This window comes from Desulfomicrobium norvegicum (genome assembly GCF_900114595.1).
Taxonomy (GTDB): domain Bacteria; phylum Desulfobacterota; class Desulfovibrionia; order Desulfovibrionales; family Desulfomicrobiaceae; genus Desulfomicrobium; species Desulfomicrobium macestii.
The window spans coordinates 526818-540284 of the sequence record NZ_FOTO01000001.1 but is presented as its reverse complement, the minus strand read 5'-3'; the positions used below and the strand labels follow the sequence as shown (position 1 = coordinate 540284).

At 60.5% G+C, this 13467-nt stretch carries 15 protein-coding genes; 7 read left to right on the top strand and 8 right to left on the bottom strand.

The window, feature by feature from the left end:
- Nucleotides 1-2: 2 nt before the first annotated feature.
- The 5 genes from BMZ24_RS02485 (at nt 3) to BMZ24_RS02465 (ending at nt 3212) form a co-directional block, all read left to right on the top strand.
- Nucleotides 3-1058, top strand: coding sequence for a sulfite exporter TauE/SafE family protein (locus BMZ24_RS02485; protein ID WP_092188925.1), 1056 nt, complete (start codon nt 3-5; stop codon nt 1056-1058).
- 25 nt (nt 1059-1083) lie between these two features.
- Entirely contained in the window at nt 1084-1695 is a 612-nt protein-coding gene (locus tag BMZ24_RS02480; protein WP_092188923.1) for a DUF4881 domain-containing protein, read from the top strand.
- A 72-nt stretch (nt 1696-1767) separates the two neighbouring features.
- Entirely contained in the window at nt 1768-2001 is a 234-nt protein-coding gene (locus BMZ24_RS02475; protein WP_092188921.1) for a hypothetical protein, read from the top strand.
- Nucleotides 1998-2798, top strand: coding sequence for a hypothetical protein (locus BMZ24_RS02470; protein ID WP_092188919.1), 801 nt, complete (start codon nt 1998-2000; stop codon nt 2796-2798). The genes BMZ24_RS02475 and BMZ24_RS02470 overlap by 4 nt, the downstream gene beginning before the upstream one ends.
- Before the next feature lie 15 nt (nt 2799-2813).
- Nucleotides 2814-3212, top strand: a complete 399-nt coding sequence (locus BMZ24_RS02465) for a response regulator (protein ID WP_092188917.1) — start codon at nt 2814-2816, stop codon at nt 3210-3212.
- Between the two features lie 50 nt (nt 3213-3262).
- Here BMZ24_RS02465 and BMZ24_RS02460 read toward each other — a convergent pair whose 3' ends face one another.
- Nucleotides 3263-3667, bottom strand: a complete 405-nt coding sequence (locus tag BMZ24_RS02460) for a Ros/MucR family transcriptional regulator (protein WP_092188915.1) — start codon at nt 3665-3667, stop codon at nt 3263-3265.
- Nucleotides 3668-3969: 302 nt separating this feature from the next.
- Here BMZ24_RS02460 and BMZ24_RS02455 point away from each other — a divergent pair, with 302 nt between their 5' ends.
- Both BMZ24_RS02455 and BMZ24_RS02450 read left to right on the top strand, forming a co-directional pair.
- Nucleotides 3970-4461, top strand: coding sequence for a YajQ family cyclic di-GMP-binding protein (locus BMZ24_RS02455; protein ID WP_092188896.1), 492 nt, complete (start codon nt 3970-3972; stop codon nt 4459-4461).
- 12 nt (nt 4462-4473) lie between these two features.
- Nucleotides 4474-4704, top strand: coding sequence for a hypothetical protein (locus tag BMZ24_RS02450; protein WP_092188894.1), 231 nt, complete (start codon nt 4474-4476; stop codon nt 4702-4704).
- A gap of 238 nt (nt 4705-4942) precedes the next feature.
- Here the strand turns inward: BMZ24_RS02450 and BMZ24_RS02445 are convergent, their stop codons facing one another.
- The 7 genes from BMZ24_RS02445 to BMZ24_RS02415 form a co-directional block, all read right to left on the bottom strand.
- On the bottom strand, nt 4943-6553 hold the full coding sequence (locus BMZ24_RS02445; RefSeq protein WP_092188892.1) for a PAS domain-containing sensor histidine kinase: 1611 nt from the start codon (nt 6551-6553) through the stop codon (nt 4943-4945).
- Nucleotides 6550-7962, bottom strand: coding sequence for a sigma-54-dependent transcriptional regulator (locus BMZ24_RS02440; RefSeq protein ID WP_092188890.1), 1413 nt, complete (start codon nt 7960-7962; stop codon nt 6550-6552). Before BMZ24_RS02440 ends, BMZ24_RS02445 begins: the two co-directional genes overlap by 4 nt.
- Nucleotides 7963-7971: 9 nt before the next feature.
- Nucleotides 7972-9228, bottom strand: coding sequence for a phenylacetate--CoA ligase family protein (locus BMZ24_RS02435; protein ID WP_092188888.1), 1257 nt, complete (start codon nt 9226-9228; stop codon nt 7972-7974).
- A gap of 97 nt (nt 9229-9325) precedes the next feature.
- On the bottom strand, nt 9326-10123 hold the full coding sequence (locus BMZ24_RS02430) for an ABC transporter ATP-binding protein (protein WP_092188886.1): 798 nt from the start codon (nt 10121-10123) through the stop codon (nt 9326-9328).
- Nucleotides 10124-10218: 95 nt separating this feature from the next.
- Nucleotides 10219-11376, bottom strand: a complete 1158-nt coding sequence (locus BMZ24_RS02425; protein WP_092188884.1) for an ABC transporter substrate-binding protein — start codon at nt 11374-11376, stop codon at nt 10219-10221.
- 51 nt (nt 11377-11427) lie between these two features.
- Nucleotides 11428-12477, bottom strand: a complete 1050-nt coding sequence (locus BMZ24_RS02420) for a branched-chain amino acid ABC transporter permease (protein WP_225940225.1) — start codon at nt 12475-12477, stop codon at nt 11428-11430.
- Nucleotides 12474-13361 carry a branched-chain amino acid ABC transporter permease gene (locus BMZ24_RS02415; protein WP_092188882.1) on the bottom strand — a complete coding sequence of 296 codons (888 nt, stop codon included), beginning with the start codon at nt 13359-13361 and terminating at the stop codon, nt 12474-12476. Before BMZ24_RS02415 ends, BMZ24_RS02420 begins: the two co-directional genes overlap by 4 nt.
- Nucleotides 13362-13467: the final 106 nt, after the last annotated feature.

Here is a 13467-nt window from a genome sequence, read left to right as displayed (position 1 = left end):
CCATGGATTGGCTCTATGTCCTCATGCCCATCGCAGGCGTTAAAATTTTCTGGCCCGGCCTCATTATCCTCGGAGTCGGCGTCGGCATCATCGGCGGTTTCTTCGGCATGGGCGGGGCGTGGATGGTCACGCCCGGTCTCAACATTCTCGGTTTCCCCATGGCCTTCGCCATCGGCACCGACATCGCGCACATGGCGGGCAAGTCTCTCATTTCCACCATGCGCCACGGCAAGTTCGGCAACGTCGACTACAAACTGGGTCTGATCATGCTGGTGGGCACCGTGGTCGGCTTCGAGGCCGGGGCCCAGATGGTCATGTGGCTGGAACGCATCGGCAGTGTCGAGAAAGTCGTGCGCTGGATCTACATCGTGCTTCTGGCCTTCATTGCCTGGATGGTCTTCCATGATGTCGCCAAGCGCAAGGCCAAGGAGCGCGCTGCCCTCGCCCGCGGCGAGAAGCTGACCGGCCTCGAGACCGGCGTCGAGTGGCACAAGGCTCTCCACAAGATCAAGATTCCCCCGATGGTTCACCTGAAGGAAGCCGGCATCTACTGTTCCGCCTGGCTGCCCATCTTCGTCAGTTTCTTCACCGGCTGGCTGGCCGGCATCCTGGGCATCGGCGGCGGTCTGATCCGCATGCCCGCCCTGATCTACATGATCGGCTGTCCGACCCATGTCGCCGTCGGCACCGACCTCTTTGAAGTGGCCATCTCCGGCCTTTACGGCGCGGCCACCTACACCTGGAAGGGCCGCACCGAGCTCGTCGCCGCCATGATCATGCTGGTCGGCGCCGCCATGGGCGCCCAGGTCGGCGCCGTGGCCACCAAGTACATCAAGGGCTATGGCATCCGCATCGCCTTCGGCCTGGCCGTCATCGGTTGCGCGGTGTCCATCCTGCTCAAGCTGGTCCAGCCCTGGCTGCCCGCCTACAAGAACCTGCTCAATAATGCGTCGACGGTCCTGGTCCTCGGCTTGGTGAGCTGCATGTCCATCTACATCTTCGTGCGCATGGTCCAGGGCGTTAAGATGGAACTGGCTGCCAAGAACCGCAGGAACTAGCCCGCAATCAGATAAGGAGTTGAACATGAATACCAGACGCATACTGCTCGGACTCGCCATCGCGCTGCTGACCTTCGGTGTCCTTGGGTGCGATGAATACGGCAAGGTGGATCAGGGACGGGTCATCGCCTTCGACAAGGACAAGCAGACCGTGACCGTGATCCAGGACAAGGCCATGGATTCCCAGAATCCCGACTATTCGATTCTGCCTCCGCACACGTACAAGATGCCTACGGATCCGGCCGAGCGCGGCGCGGACCCCAAGGCCGGGTATCGCATGAAGCTGGACGTGGACAAGAAGGTCATCCGCATCTTCAATCCCAACAACCAGGCCCTTGAAGATCTGCCCATCACCATCGTGGACGTGCAGAAGGACATCGCCAAGGACCACCCCCTGGTTTTCGACAAGGACAAGAACGTGGCCAAGAAGTTCCCCGTGGTCGATCAGGACAATAAGACCGTCACCGTCTATTCAGGTCGCCAGAAGATGCTCGCCACCTTCAGCGTGCCTGAAGAGTACTTCGGGTTTCCCGAGAGCACCTGGGACGCCGGCGACGAGGTGCGGGTGTACTACAAGACGGAAGGCGAAGCCATCCGCTTCATGAACGTCAGCAAGACCGACATCTTCAAGAAGTAACGCCTCGGGGATGCGCGGGGTGGACAACCGCCCTCCTGGACGTCCCGCGCATCCCCCTTTAAGGAGTCCGACGTGAGCGAATACAGATTTTTCCTGCTGCACAAGATCCTCGTCCTGTCCATCAACGCCCTGGTTCTCGGGGCGCTGACCGTTGCCATGTACATGGCCGCGCAGAATCCCGAGGAGTTCACCCTTGTCTTCCTCAGGGTTTTCGGGAGCCTGCTGCTGCCCATCATTGTCCTGGGGTTCGCGGCCAAGCGGAAGCTGCGGCGCAGCGCGGATTCCATGTGCGGGGATGCGGCGTGATCCGTGCCCAGCGGATCTGGCGCCTCCAGCGCGCCAGCGGCACCGTGGCCATGATTCTGCTGGTCCTGACCCTGCTGATCCTTTTCGACGGCCTGCGCGGCGGAATTTTCGGTGGATCGGGGCAGGTGCGACTCATCCCGGGTGAACGCTACGTGGTGAGCGGCCCCATGCCTCCAAAGACCGAGCGGATCAGGGATTTCGTGATTGAGGGCGGCGCCTTCGACGGCTCCCTGCGCCTGGTGCCCGAAGCCGTTTTCACGGGCTATCTCTTCGGCGGTGGCATGTGGCGCGGATATTTTGAAGTCAGTCCCGTGCCGCGCCCCGGAACCTACGTGTTCAAGGTCCGCGACAGGTTTGGGGAAAAGCAGAACCCGGCCCTGGTCTTCACCGTCCGCGTCTTCACCAGCGCCAAGGCCAGGCAGGCCGATTCCCCCTCCCTCGTGACACGCTGGACCGCGGCCGAACCATTGATAGTGGCCGCAGTGCTTGGTTTTTTCGGACTTGCGACAGCCGGCGGCAATTACCTGCTGGGCAGGAAGTGGCATGAACTGCTTGCGGAGCACGGGTGTGGGGAGATATTCAGACTGCGGAAGATCGACGGATACCTGGAAGCGGAAGTGGAGATGCGCTCGTGCTCAAGCGTGGAGGAAGGTGCGCCGTTCAGGTTCACGCATCCCCTGCGCGGCGACCTCGGACAGGGGACGGTGCTGTCCTGCGACCGCAATGAAATCAGAATACGGATTCCCGCGGATTCGCCCGTGCGGCTGGGCGACATCGCCTGTCCCGCTCAGGCATGATCCCATGGAGAGGCCATGAGTTCTCTTGAAGACTGCAAGCTCTTGTTTGTGGATGACGAGGAAGAGTTTCTGGGCACCATGGCCAAGTACCTGCGGCGCAAGAAGCTCGACGTGGCCACGGCGTCCTCGGGCCGGGCAGGCCTGGACTGGTTCGGGAATCACCCCGTTGACATAGTGGTTCTGGACATGAAGATGCCGGACCTGGGCGGGATCGAGGTGCTGCGGGAGATGCGCCGACTGAAGGGCGAGGATTTCGGGGTGATCATCCTGTCCGGTCACGCCCATACGGGCTTGGCCCTGGAAGCCATGCGCGCTGGCGCCGACGACTTTCTGCTCAAGCCCTGTTCCGTGGAGAATCTTCTGGAGCGCATCGACCTGCTCCGCGATCGCCTGCTTGAGCGCCGCAGCGCATGAATCCCGGACTCCGGAAATGAAAAAACCCTCGGTGACGAGGGTTTTCTGCGTTACGCGGGGGTCTTGACGGCCTTCTTGCGCTTTTCCCAGAGCTTCATGCCCTGCATGGTCTTGCGACGGTCGCGGGCCAGGGACTTGGCGACCAGGGAGGTGCCCTTCTTGTAGCCGTACTTTTCGCGGTACTCTTCGGGGGTCAGACCGTGGGTGGCCAGGTGGCGCTTGGTCAGGACCTTAAAGGACTTGCCGCATTCGCAGCAGATGACGCTCTTTTCACGGATGGCGTTCTTGGGATCCACGGCGGGTTCAGTGTCGACAACGGGGACAACGCCTTCGGCGACACCACGGATGCTCTGCGTCAGGGCGCGGATCATTGAGGTGATTTCGTCTTCGTTCATGTTGCGGACAGAAGCCTGGGCCTTCACGATTTCGATTGCTTGCTTCAGATAATCTTCCATTTTTACTCCATAGCTATAATAGGGTCATTGATAACGCTGTAAACCGTCAGACAAAGTAGCTTACTTCATAGTAGAGAATGATGGAATGTCAAATGCTTTGTTGACAATCTGTTATGTCTGCTCCTGATTGCCGGGAGGATCGTTGTGAACGTGTCTGAATCCGTTGAGGAAATATGTGGTTTCCCAAGGTGGTGATTATCTTTCCGGGGGAATACATTTGTTTGGGAAGCTTGACGACGATGGGATTTTGAGGTCAGCATGCGTCCATGTTACGATAGACGGCGAGACCAAAAGGAGGACAAATGCCATCTTTTGATATTGTGAATGAAATCGATTTGCAGGAAGTTGATAATGCGGTGAACAATGTGCGCAAGGAAGTCGAGACCCGGTACGACTTCAAGGGCGTGATCACGGAAATGGACTTCAATCGCAAGACGAAAATCCTCTCTCTGGTTACCGGAGACGAGATGAAGATACGGGCCATAAGGGAGATGCTGATCTCGCATTTCGTGCGCCGCAAGGTCGATCCCAAGTCCCTGGAGTTCGGGGAGACCGAAAATACCTCCCGTGGTCAGCTCAAACAGGAAATCAAGCTGCACGACGGCATAGACAAGGATGCCGCCCGCAAGCTGGTCAAGCTGATCAAGGACAGCAAGCTCAAGGTCCAGGCCGCCATCCAGGACGAACAGGTGCGGGTCTCCGGCAAGAAGATCGATGACCTGCAGGAGGTCATGGCGCTGCTGAGAGGGTCCGAGTTCGAGTTGCCCTTGCAGTTCGTGAACATGAAAAAGTAACCGGAGGTGCGCATGCACGCATTCATCATGGGGATTTGGGCCTGGATCATGTCCAATCCGCTGATCGGGTTGGGAGTGGGCGCGGTCGTGGTGTTTCTTTTCTGGAGACAGCCCCGGCAGACCATGAAGCTTCTGATTGCGCTGCTTGTGCTTGTGGCCCTTGGCTACCTTGTATCGGGGATAATCGACTTCGCCATGGACAGCGCCATCGTGAAGGAGCGGATGATAGAGAAGAGTGAATAGTTAATGGTGATTGGTGAATGGAAGGCAGTGAGGGCAAGCCCTTGCAGACTGCACTGCAAAAACAGTTACGAAAGAACCTGATGGTCATTCCCGCGAATGCGGGATATGGTTGGAAAAGTCGCGAAATCCATTCTTTTTAGATAGTTAAAAAGTCGTCATCTCCTTCTTCAAGGGGATGGCGACTTTTTGCAGTTACCGTCTTGCATGCCCTATGTTTTTCCGCACACTATTCACCATTTCATCGTGTCATGGGCAGGAGCATGCGTACGCAGGTGCCTTGGCCTGGCTGGGACGAGAATTCCAGGCGACCGCCATGGTCGTGCATGATGGCCGAGGAGATGGACAGGCCAAGGCCCGTTCCGCCCAGTTCCCGTTTGGTGGTGAAGAACGGGTCCTGGATGTATTTGAGGTCGTGGGGGAGGATGCCGCAGCCGTTGTCGCGCACCTCCACTCCGGCCCAGGCCTTGTCCTCCCCGTATCCGGACAGGACCTGCAGCGTGATCTCGCCGTCCGAGGCGGGCACGGCTTCGCAGGCGTTGACCAGCAGATTGATGAGCACCTGGATGAGGCGTTGCAGGTCTGCTTCCACCAGCACAGGCTCCGCGCCCAGCCTGACGAGATAGCCCGGGGCCGCGGTTTTCAGTTTCTGGCGCACGAAGGCCAGGGCTCCGGCCACGACGCTGTTCACGTCGGTCGTCTCGCGTTCCCCTTCAGGGCGCTGGCGTGAATAGTCCTTGAGTCTTGAAACGATATCCTTGATTCGCTCCGACCCGTCCACCATGCCCTGCAGCAGCAGCGGCATCTGCTGCCTGAGTTCCGAATATTCGAGCCCGCCGAGCACGAAATCCCCATGTTCTTCCTGATATTCGTCCAGCACGTGCAGGGCGTCGGCCCAGACGTCGCGCAGGAGCGGCAGGTTCAGCGTCAGAAAGCTGTTGGGGTTGTTGATCTCGTGGGCCACGCCCGCCACCAGCACCCCAAGGGAGGCCATCTTGTCGGCCTGGATCATCTTCTGTCCCCGGAGTTGGGCCTTGCGCTCGGCTTCCTTGCGGGTCGTGATGTCCGTCAGCTTGCCCTCGATGAACACCGTGCGGCCCTGATCATCCTTTTCGATCCGGGCGTTGAATTCCACCCAGATTTCACTGCCGTCCTTGCGACGCATGCGGGTCTCGAAATCCTTGAGCACACCGTCGCGACGCAGGATGGAGAAGACCAGCTCCCGGTCGTCGGGGTCGCAGTAAAGCTGGCGGCTGATGTCGGTGATCGTGGACATGAGATCCTGGGGTGAATCGTAGCCCAGGATGCGGGCCATCTCGCGGTTGGCTTCGATGAATCGTCCACCGGAGGTGGAGCGGTAGATGCCCTCCAGGGCCTTTTCGAAAATGGCGCGGTATTTCTTGCCTTCCTCTTCACGCTCGTTCCACTCGGTGATGTCGTGAGCAAAGACCACGGCACCCAGAATCTCCCCTCCGCGTTGCAAGGGCACGTAGGTGTTCTGGTAGAAGCCGATCTCTCCTTTGGGTTTTCTGTATTTGCGCCGCAGGATGTAGGATTCGCCGGCCAGGACGCGGTCGAAATTGCGGCGGGAGCTGGCGCGCTCATCGGGCTCGTTCAGGACGTCGAAAACGTGCATGCCGGGGTGGATGTCGAGCTTCCAGTTGTGTTTGACGAATTCCCGGTGGGCCTGGTTGAAGGTGATGTAATTGTAGTTCAGGTCGAGGGAAAAAAGCATGACATTGAGCGGCGTGTCGATCAGGGCGCGCAGATCCTGCACTTCACGGGAGAGCTGGCGATTGGAGCGTTCCAGCTCGCGCAGCCGTTGCAGCAGATCCTCCCGTCCGGCGTTCACTCTTCAGGGCCCTCCATCTGGCGAAGCTTGTTGAGGCGCTTGTTGAGCGCCTGCCGGGACACGCCCAGCATGCTCGCGGCCAGGGCCTGATTGTTTCCGGTGCGGCGCATGGCCTCGCGTACGAGTTCGGCGCAGACATGCTTCAGGGTCGGCAGTTCCGGGCCGAATTGCAGGCGCGTGCCTTCCCCGGGCTGGACCTTGCGGGATGCGGCGGGATTCTTGCGCACATGCGCCTTGATGCGGTCCAGGTTCAGTTCGTCGTCTCCGGAACAGCTCAGGGCGTCCAGGATCAGGAATCGCAGTTCACGTATGTTGCCCGGAAAGTCGTAGCTTGCGAGCAGGTTCAAAAGCTCGACCGGCACTGCCGGGCGTTTGCGCTGCTGGCAGCCCTGGCGCATGAAGTGGTCGATCAGAAGGGGCAGATCCTCGCGGCGTTCGCGCAAGGGGGGCAGATGCACGTGATGGGCGCGCAGGCGGTAGTACAGGTCGGACCGGAAGCGTTTCGCCTCGGCCATGACGCCGGGGTCCACATTGGTGGCCGCGATGATGCGGGCGTCGGTCTTGCGGGTCACGTCGGAGCCGATAGGCAGGTATTCGCGTTCCTGGACCAGGCGCAGCAGCTTGACCTGCGAGGCCTGGGGGAGGTCACCGATCTCGTCCAGAAAAAGGGTGCCTGCCTTGGCATTTTCCACCAGGCCGGGGCGGGCCCTGTCGGCGCCGGTGAAGGCTCCCTTCTTGTGCCCGAACAGGGCGTCGGCAAAGATGTTGTCGTCGAGACCGGCCACGTTGACGGGCACGAATTCGCCCTGCCGTCCGCTCAAATCGTGAATGACCTTGGCCACAAGCTCCTTGCCGACCCCGGATTCGCCGGTGATGAGCACGGGCTGGGTGCTGCGCGCGATGGCCTCGATGTACTGGAAGATGGAGCGCATGGCCTTGGAGCAGGTCACGATGGGCGCAAAGGCCTCGGGGTGCTCCAGGGTGTCCTGCAGGAAGCGGGTGCGCAGACTGCTGTTCTCGCGCTTGAGTTCGCGGATTTCGATGGCGTGCCTGATGCCGGAGACAAGGCTGCTCTTGTCGTTGGTCTTGACGAAAAAGTCGAAGGCGCCGCGTTTGATGCATTGCACCGCCGTCTCCACCTGGCTCATGCCGGTGATGACCAGGATGGGAATGTCCGGATTGGTCGCGGACACGGTGTCGATGAGGTCCTGTCCGGACATGCCGGGCATGGCCAGATCCACGGCCATGACCTCGATTTCGGTCTTGGCCAGGATTTCGGGCACCGTGGAGCTGTCGTTGCAGCAGATGATGTTGTCGATTCCGTGGGATTTGAGAGCCAGGGAAAAGGACCGCAGCCACGTGTCCTCATCATCGACGAGCAGGACGGGATAGGATGGGAATTTCGTCATGTCTGTTTCCTAATCGTATGTGCGTTCGTCAACAAGGGCCGACGCGCCTTCCGGGATGGTTTCCCCCAGGCCGAGGGTGACCACGACCGGGCGTAGCTTGATCACTTCCTGAAAACCTGCGGCGATGGCGCCGTGGTCCGCCGGGCCATTGGTTTCGATGCGCAGGGTCAGGGTTTCCTTGCCCTCGTCGTTGCTCACCACCACCTGATGACGCAGGACCTGCGGAAAACGGCTCAAGGCCTGCGCGACCTGGGCGGTATAGACGAACTGTCCGCGAACCTTGGCGGTGTCGTCCACCCGTCCCAGAATGCCTTGCAGCTTCGGCGCTGTGCGGCCGCAGGGGCAATCGGCGTCATCGAGGCGCGAAAGGTCTCCGGTGGCCAGGCGGATCAGGGGATAGTCCGGGGTGAACGGCGTGACCACCACCTCGCCGATTTCTCCCGTGGACACAGGGCGGCCCGTGGCCGGATCGCAGATCTCGACGAAACAGCGGTTTGAGAGGTGCATGCCGCCAAGCTCCGGGCACTCGTAGGCGATGCAGCCCACGTCGGCCGTGCCGTAGCCCTGGCGGATGATCATGCCGAACATGTCCTGCACTTCCGTGCGCAGGCTCTCCGGCAGGCGTTCGGCGGCCACAAACGCGACCCGCAGCCCGAAATCCTTTTTCGGGTCGAGCCCCTTGTCCCTGGCCTTTTCGCCCAGGGTCTTGAGAAAACTGGTCATGCCCACGAAGGCCGTCACGGGCAATTCCTGCATGAGTTGCAACTGCACGGAGGAATTTCCCGGTCCGGCCGGGATCACTGCGCAACCCAGGGCGCGCAGGGGTTCTTCGAGCATCAGCCCGGCAGGGGTGAGATGGTAGCTGAAGGTCATCTGCGCCAGATCGCCGGAGCGGAAGCCGGCGGCATGAAAGGCCTCGGTCCAGCCCCAGTAGTCCGGCCCCCGGCCTTCGGGGTCGTAGATGGGACCCGGAGACTGGTAGATGCGCGCCAGAGTTCCCGGGGCGCCGGGCAGAAACCAGGTCAGCCCCTTCTCGCGTTGCAGCCGGGACAGGTCCTTTTTGCGCAGCACGGGGATGGAGGTGAAATCGTCCAGGGAGCGGATTTCGTCCGCAACGACGCCCGCCGATGCGAGCCGTTCACGAAATTCTCCATCAAAGGACAACGCCTTTTTCACCATGGCCTGAATGGAGTTGCGCTGCTTGCCTGCCCTTACGGATCGGGATTCGGTTTCCAGATCGTGATAGTAGCCCTTTGTCCTGTCCATGAACGCTCCGATCAATAGATGTTTGGAGATGTTTTCAGATGGCCGGGGTCGGCAGGGTGAAGTCACTGCACGGGGAACGGCCCCGAGAGCGACGTCTTCATCCGAGCCAGCGTTTTCTGCGTCTGTAATGCTTGATGTCGCGATAGCTGCGTTTTTCCCCGCCATGTCCGAGGCCAAGATAGAACTCCTGCACATCCGGGTTGCGCAGCAAGTCCTCGCCCTTGCCGTCCATGACGATGCGCCCGTTCTCCATGATATAGCCGTAATCGGCCAGGGACAGGGCCATGCGCGCGTTCTGCTCCACCAGCAGCACGCTCACGCCTTCGGTCTTGTTGATCTTGCCCACTATCTCGAAAATTTCCTCCACCAAGAGCGGCGCCAGGCCCAGGGACGGTTCGTCGAGGAGCAGCAGCTTGGGACTGGCCATGACCGCCCGCCCGATGGCCAGCATCTGCTGCTCGCCGCCGGACATGTAGCCCGCCAGCTGATGGCGGCGTTCTTTGAGTCTTGGGAAATACGCGTACACTTTTTCGGAGTTGTGCGCAAAAAGGCGCGCGGGTTGCGTGTACCCTCCGCAGCGCAGATTTTCCTCCACGGTCAGGTCCTCGAAGATGCGCCGACCTTCCATGACCTGAAAAACTCCGGCCCGGACCAGTTTTTCCGGCACAAGGCGGACAGTCTCCGTGCCGTCGTACATGATGGACCCGGAGGTGACCTTGCCGTTTTCTCCGGCCAGCAGGCCGGAAATGGCCTTGAGCGTCGTGGATTTGCCGGCCCCGTTGGCGCCCAGGAGGGTGGTGATGCTGCCCGTGGTTACGTCCAGGGACAGGCCTTTTAAGACCAGGACCACATCGTTGTAGACCACTTCCAGGTTCATCACTTGGAGGATGTTCATGCTTTGTTCTCAAGAAGTTGCTGTTGATTGAAAAGAACCGTCCGCGTGATTGTGGAGGCGGGACCGGTTTGGCGCTCCGCCTCCACAATTTACGCCTAATGGCCGAGCCATTCCTTCTTGCGTTCCAGGGTTTCGGTCTTGACGAATTCGAGCTTGCCGTCCTTGAAGGCGGTGATGTTCACCGAGAGGTTCGGACGGTGGTCGTCGGCGAAGTAGCTGATGGCCGGGGCCAGTCCCTCGGGGTCGAAATCGCGCATGGTTTCGAGCGCGTCCTTGATGCTTTCTCCCGTCACCTCGCCCTTGGCCTTGGCCATTTTCATGCCTTCGCACATGACCATGGCGGAAACGAATCCGCGTACGTAGTGGGTCATCTGCGGCTCATCCTTGGTCAGTTCGCGGATCAGGGCCATGCCCGGTACGTCCTGCCCGTAAATGACTCCGCCCTGCAGGCCGAAGTGGCCGTTGGCCGCTTCGCCGCCAAGCTTGAAGATGTTCTCGTCGCTGCTCCAGATGTTGGTCAGGAAGGTGCAGGTCATGCCGAGCTTCTGGGCGTCCTTCATGATCACGGCCGTGGAAGGGGTGGTCCCGCCGGTCCAGACGAAGTCGGGTCCGACCTTCTTGAGGCTCAAAAGCTGCGGGGTCGCGTCGATGGCTTTCAGGTCCACGTTTTCCTGGCCCACGATCTCAAAACCCAGTTCGGCGGCATATTCCTTCATAGCCGGAATGGGCACCGATCCGTAGGGATTGTCCGGGAAGACGAAGGCCAGCTTGGGGGCGCGCTCTTCCTTCCAGGTCTCGCGCAGATATTTGAGTCCGGCCCGGCCCTGGGTGGAGTAATCCGGCGCGGCGGTGAAATTGTAGGGTGCCTTGGCCGGGTCCATCAGGTGCGCGGAGTAGGAAGCCGAGAAGACCGGGATCTTGTCCTTGGCCACGAACTTGACCAGGGCTTCGGTGTCGCCCGTGCCCCAGCCCTGCATGGCCACGATGCCGCTGGAGGTGAAACGCTTGTAGGCGGCCAGGGCCTGCTGCACGTTGTAGGCGTAGTCGACCTGGATGAGTTCCACGGGTTCGCCGTCTATGCCGCCGCTGTCGTTCAGCCATCCTACATAGGCCTTGATGCCGTCGGCGTAGGGGCCGCCCACGCTGGACGTGGGGCCGGTGAGGTCGGACAGGAGGCCCACCTTGTAGGCGGCCGATGCCGTGCTGATGCTGGCGATGAGGGCCAGGATGGTCAGGGCAAGAAGTTTTTTCATGGTGTCTCCGGATGCGGCAAAAGGTTTCCCCGGCGCGAGAGGGCCGGGCCGTTAGTATGCAAAGGGGTAGAGTTTCCAGTAGGCCTTGGTCAGCCTCCATTTACGGGCCAGTCCTTCGGGCTCGAAGATGAGGAAGAGCACCAGCATGAGCCCGAAGACCCCTTCCTTCATGGGCACGATGATGGCGCTCAGGTCCGGGGCGATGCCCCCCAGGGACGTGGTCAGCAGATTGAGCATCTCCGGCAGCAGGGTGATGAAGATGGCCCCGAAGATGGAGCCCAGGACAGACCCCATTCCACCGATGATGATCATGGCCAGATAGCTGATGGACAGCCCCATGGAGAACTGCTCCGGGGTGATGTACATGGTGTAGTGGGCCCAGAGGCCACCTGCGATGCCGGCCAGGAACGAGCTCAGACCAAAGGCTTGCAGCTTGAAGGCGAAAAGGTTCACGCCCACGTTCTCGGCGGACTGGTGGTAGTCGCGGATGGCCACGAAGGCCCGCCCGGGGCGGGTGCGGATCACGTTGGTCACGACCAGGACGCACAGCACGGTGACCAGCAGGATGAGGTAGAAGATTTTGGAATCGGTGTCGAAGGAATAGCCCATGATTTCGGGCGCATCGACGGGCAGGCCGTTGGCCCCGCCGGTGATGCTTCCGGCATGCAGGAAGACGTATTCCAGGATGAGCTGCGCGGCCAGGGTGGAGATGGCCAGATAGATTCCCTTGAGGCGCAGCGACGGGATGCCGAAGATCATGCCCACCATTGCCGCCACCGCGCCTCCGCCGAGCAGGGCCAGGAAAAAGGGCACTCCCATGTTGGACAGCACCGCCGCGCCGTAGGCCCCGACCCCGACGAAAGCCCCGTGCCCCAGCGACATCTGGCCGCAGACGCCGGTCAAAAGGTTCAGCGACACCGCCCCGATGACCGCGATGAGGATCAGGTTCAGGATGGACATGACGTAGGAGTCCAGAAACTGGGGGCACACCAGCAGGACCGCGAAGAAAAGGGCCAGACAGATTTTCTGGAATTTGGAGGGGAAGAGGCCGTCCTCGCGGGCGTAGGTGGTGTAGAAAAGTCCGCATTTTTGCATGCTCATACCCGTTCAATCTCCTTGGTTCCGAAAAGCCCGTAAGGCTTGATCATGAGAATGATGACCAGGATCACAAAGGAGGCCACCTCCTTGAATCCGCCCAGTCCGAAGAGGTCCTTGGCCGCGCCCTCGCAGATGTTTTCCAGCACCCCGATGATCAGGCCGCCGAGCGCCGCGCCGAGCAGGCTGTCCAGCCCGCCAAGGATCACGGCGGGAAAGACTTTCAGCCCCAGCTGGCCGAGCTGGGCGTTTATGCCGTTGATGTTGCCGAGGATGATGCCGCCGATGCTCGAAACCACGGCCGCGATGCACCAGGACAGGGCGAAGATGGACTTGATGCCGATGCCCATGGACTGGGCGGCCTGCTGGTCGAAGGCCGTGGCGCGCATGGCGATGCCCAGGGATGAATATTTGAAGAAGATGCTGAAGACCCCGAAGAGCAGCACCGAGAGCCCGAAGGCCGCGACGTAGACCGGCGCGATGGGCAGCCCAAGGAGCATGTAGGGTTCCTGCGGCAGAATGGGCGGAAAAACCTGGATCTGCGTGCCCCAGGTCATCTGCACGAAGGATTTGAGCATGGATGAGAGTCCGATGGTGACCATGATGACGGAGATGATGGGCTCGCCGATGAGCGGGCGCAGGATGAGGCGCTCCACGAGAATGGCCAGGGCGATGGAAAAGACCAGCGTCAGGAGGAAGGAGACCAGAAACGGCAGCTGGTACTGCACGGTCAGGGCGAAGCAGATGTACGCGCCGACCATGACCAGTTCGCCCTGGGCGAAGTTGACGACCTTGGTGGCCTTGAAAATGATGACAAATCCCAGCGCCACCAGACTGTAGATGGAGCCGACCACCAGGCCGTTTATGATGAGTTGGAGGTAGTATTCCATAAATGACCTTATGGGTTGTTGCCGTCGGCGGCGTTTTCGTTCCAGAGTCTCTGGAATGCGTGAAAGGCATGGATTCCCGCCTTCGCGGGAATGACATCGACGCAAG

Excerpts from the sequence above, each read along its gene's own strand:
- BMZ24_RS02430 (WP_092188886.1), bottom strand. The coding sequence starts at position 10,123 with ATGAACATCCTCCAAGTGATGAACCTGGAAGTGGTCTACAACGATGTG.
- BMZ24_RS02450 (WP_092188894.1), top strand. The coding sequence starts at position 4,474 with ATGCACGCATTCATCATGGGGATTTGGGCCTGGATCATGTCCAATCCG.
- BMZ24_RS02440 (WP_092188890.1), bottom strand. The coding sequence starts at position 7,962 with ATGACGAAATTCCCATCCTATCCCGTCCTGCTCGTCGATGATGAGGAC.
- BMZ24_RS02465 (WP_092188917.1), top strand. The coding sequence starts at position 2,814 with ATGAGTTCTCTTGAAGACTGCAAGCTCTTGTTTGTGGATGACGAGGAA.
- BMZ24_RS02460 (WP_092188915.1), bottom strand. The coding sequence starts at position 3,667 with ATGGAAGATTATCTGAAGCAAGCAATCGAAATCGTGAAGGCCCAGGCT.
- BMZ24_RS02415 (WP_092188882.1), bottom strand. The coding sequence starts at position 13,361 with ATGGAATACTACCTCCAACTCATCATAAACGGCCTGGTGGTCGGCTCC.
- BMZ24_RS02485 (WP_092188925.1), top strand. The coding sequence starts at position 3 with ATGGATTGGCTCTATGTCCTCATGCCCATCGCAGGCGTTAAAATTTTC.
- BMZ24_RS02435 (WP_092188888.1), bottom strand. The coding sequence starts at position 9,228 with ATGGACAGGACAAAGGGCTACTATCACGATCTGGAAACCGAATCCCGA.
- BMZ24_RS02455 (WP_092188896.1), top strand. The coding sequence starts at position 3,970 with ATGCCATCTTTTGATATTGTGAATGAAATCGATTTGCAGGAAGTTGAT.
- BMZ24_RS02420 (WP_225940225.1), bottom strand. The coding sequence starts at position 12,477 with ATGAGCATGCAAAAATGCGGACTTTTCTACACCACCTACGCCCGCGAG.
- BMZ24_RS02480 (WP_092188923.1), top strand. The coding sequence starts at position 1,084 with ATGAATACCAGACGCATACTGCTCGGACTCGCCATCGCGCTGCTGACC.
- BMZ24_RS02425 (WP_092188884.1), bottom strand. The coding sequence starts at position 11,376 with ATGAAAAAACTTCTTGCCCTGACCATCCTGGCCCTCATCGCCAGCATC.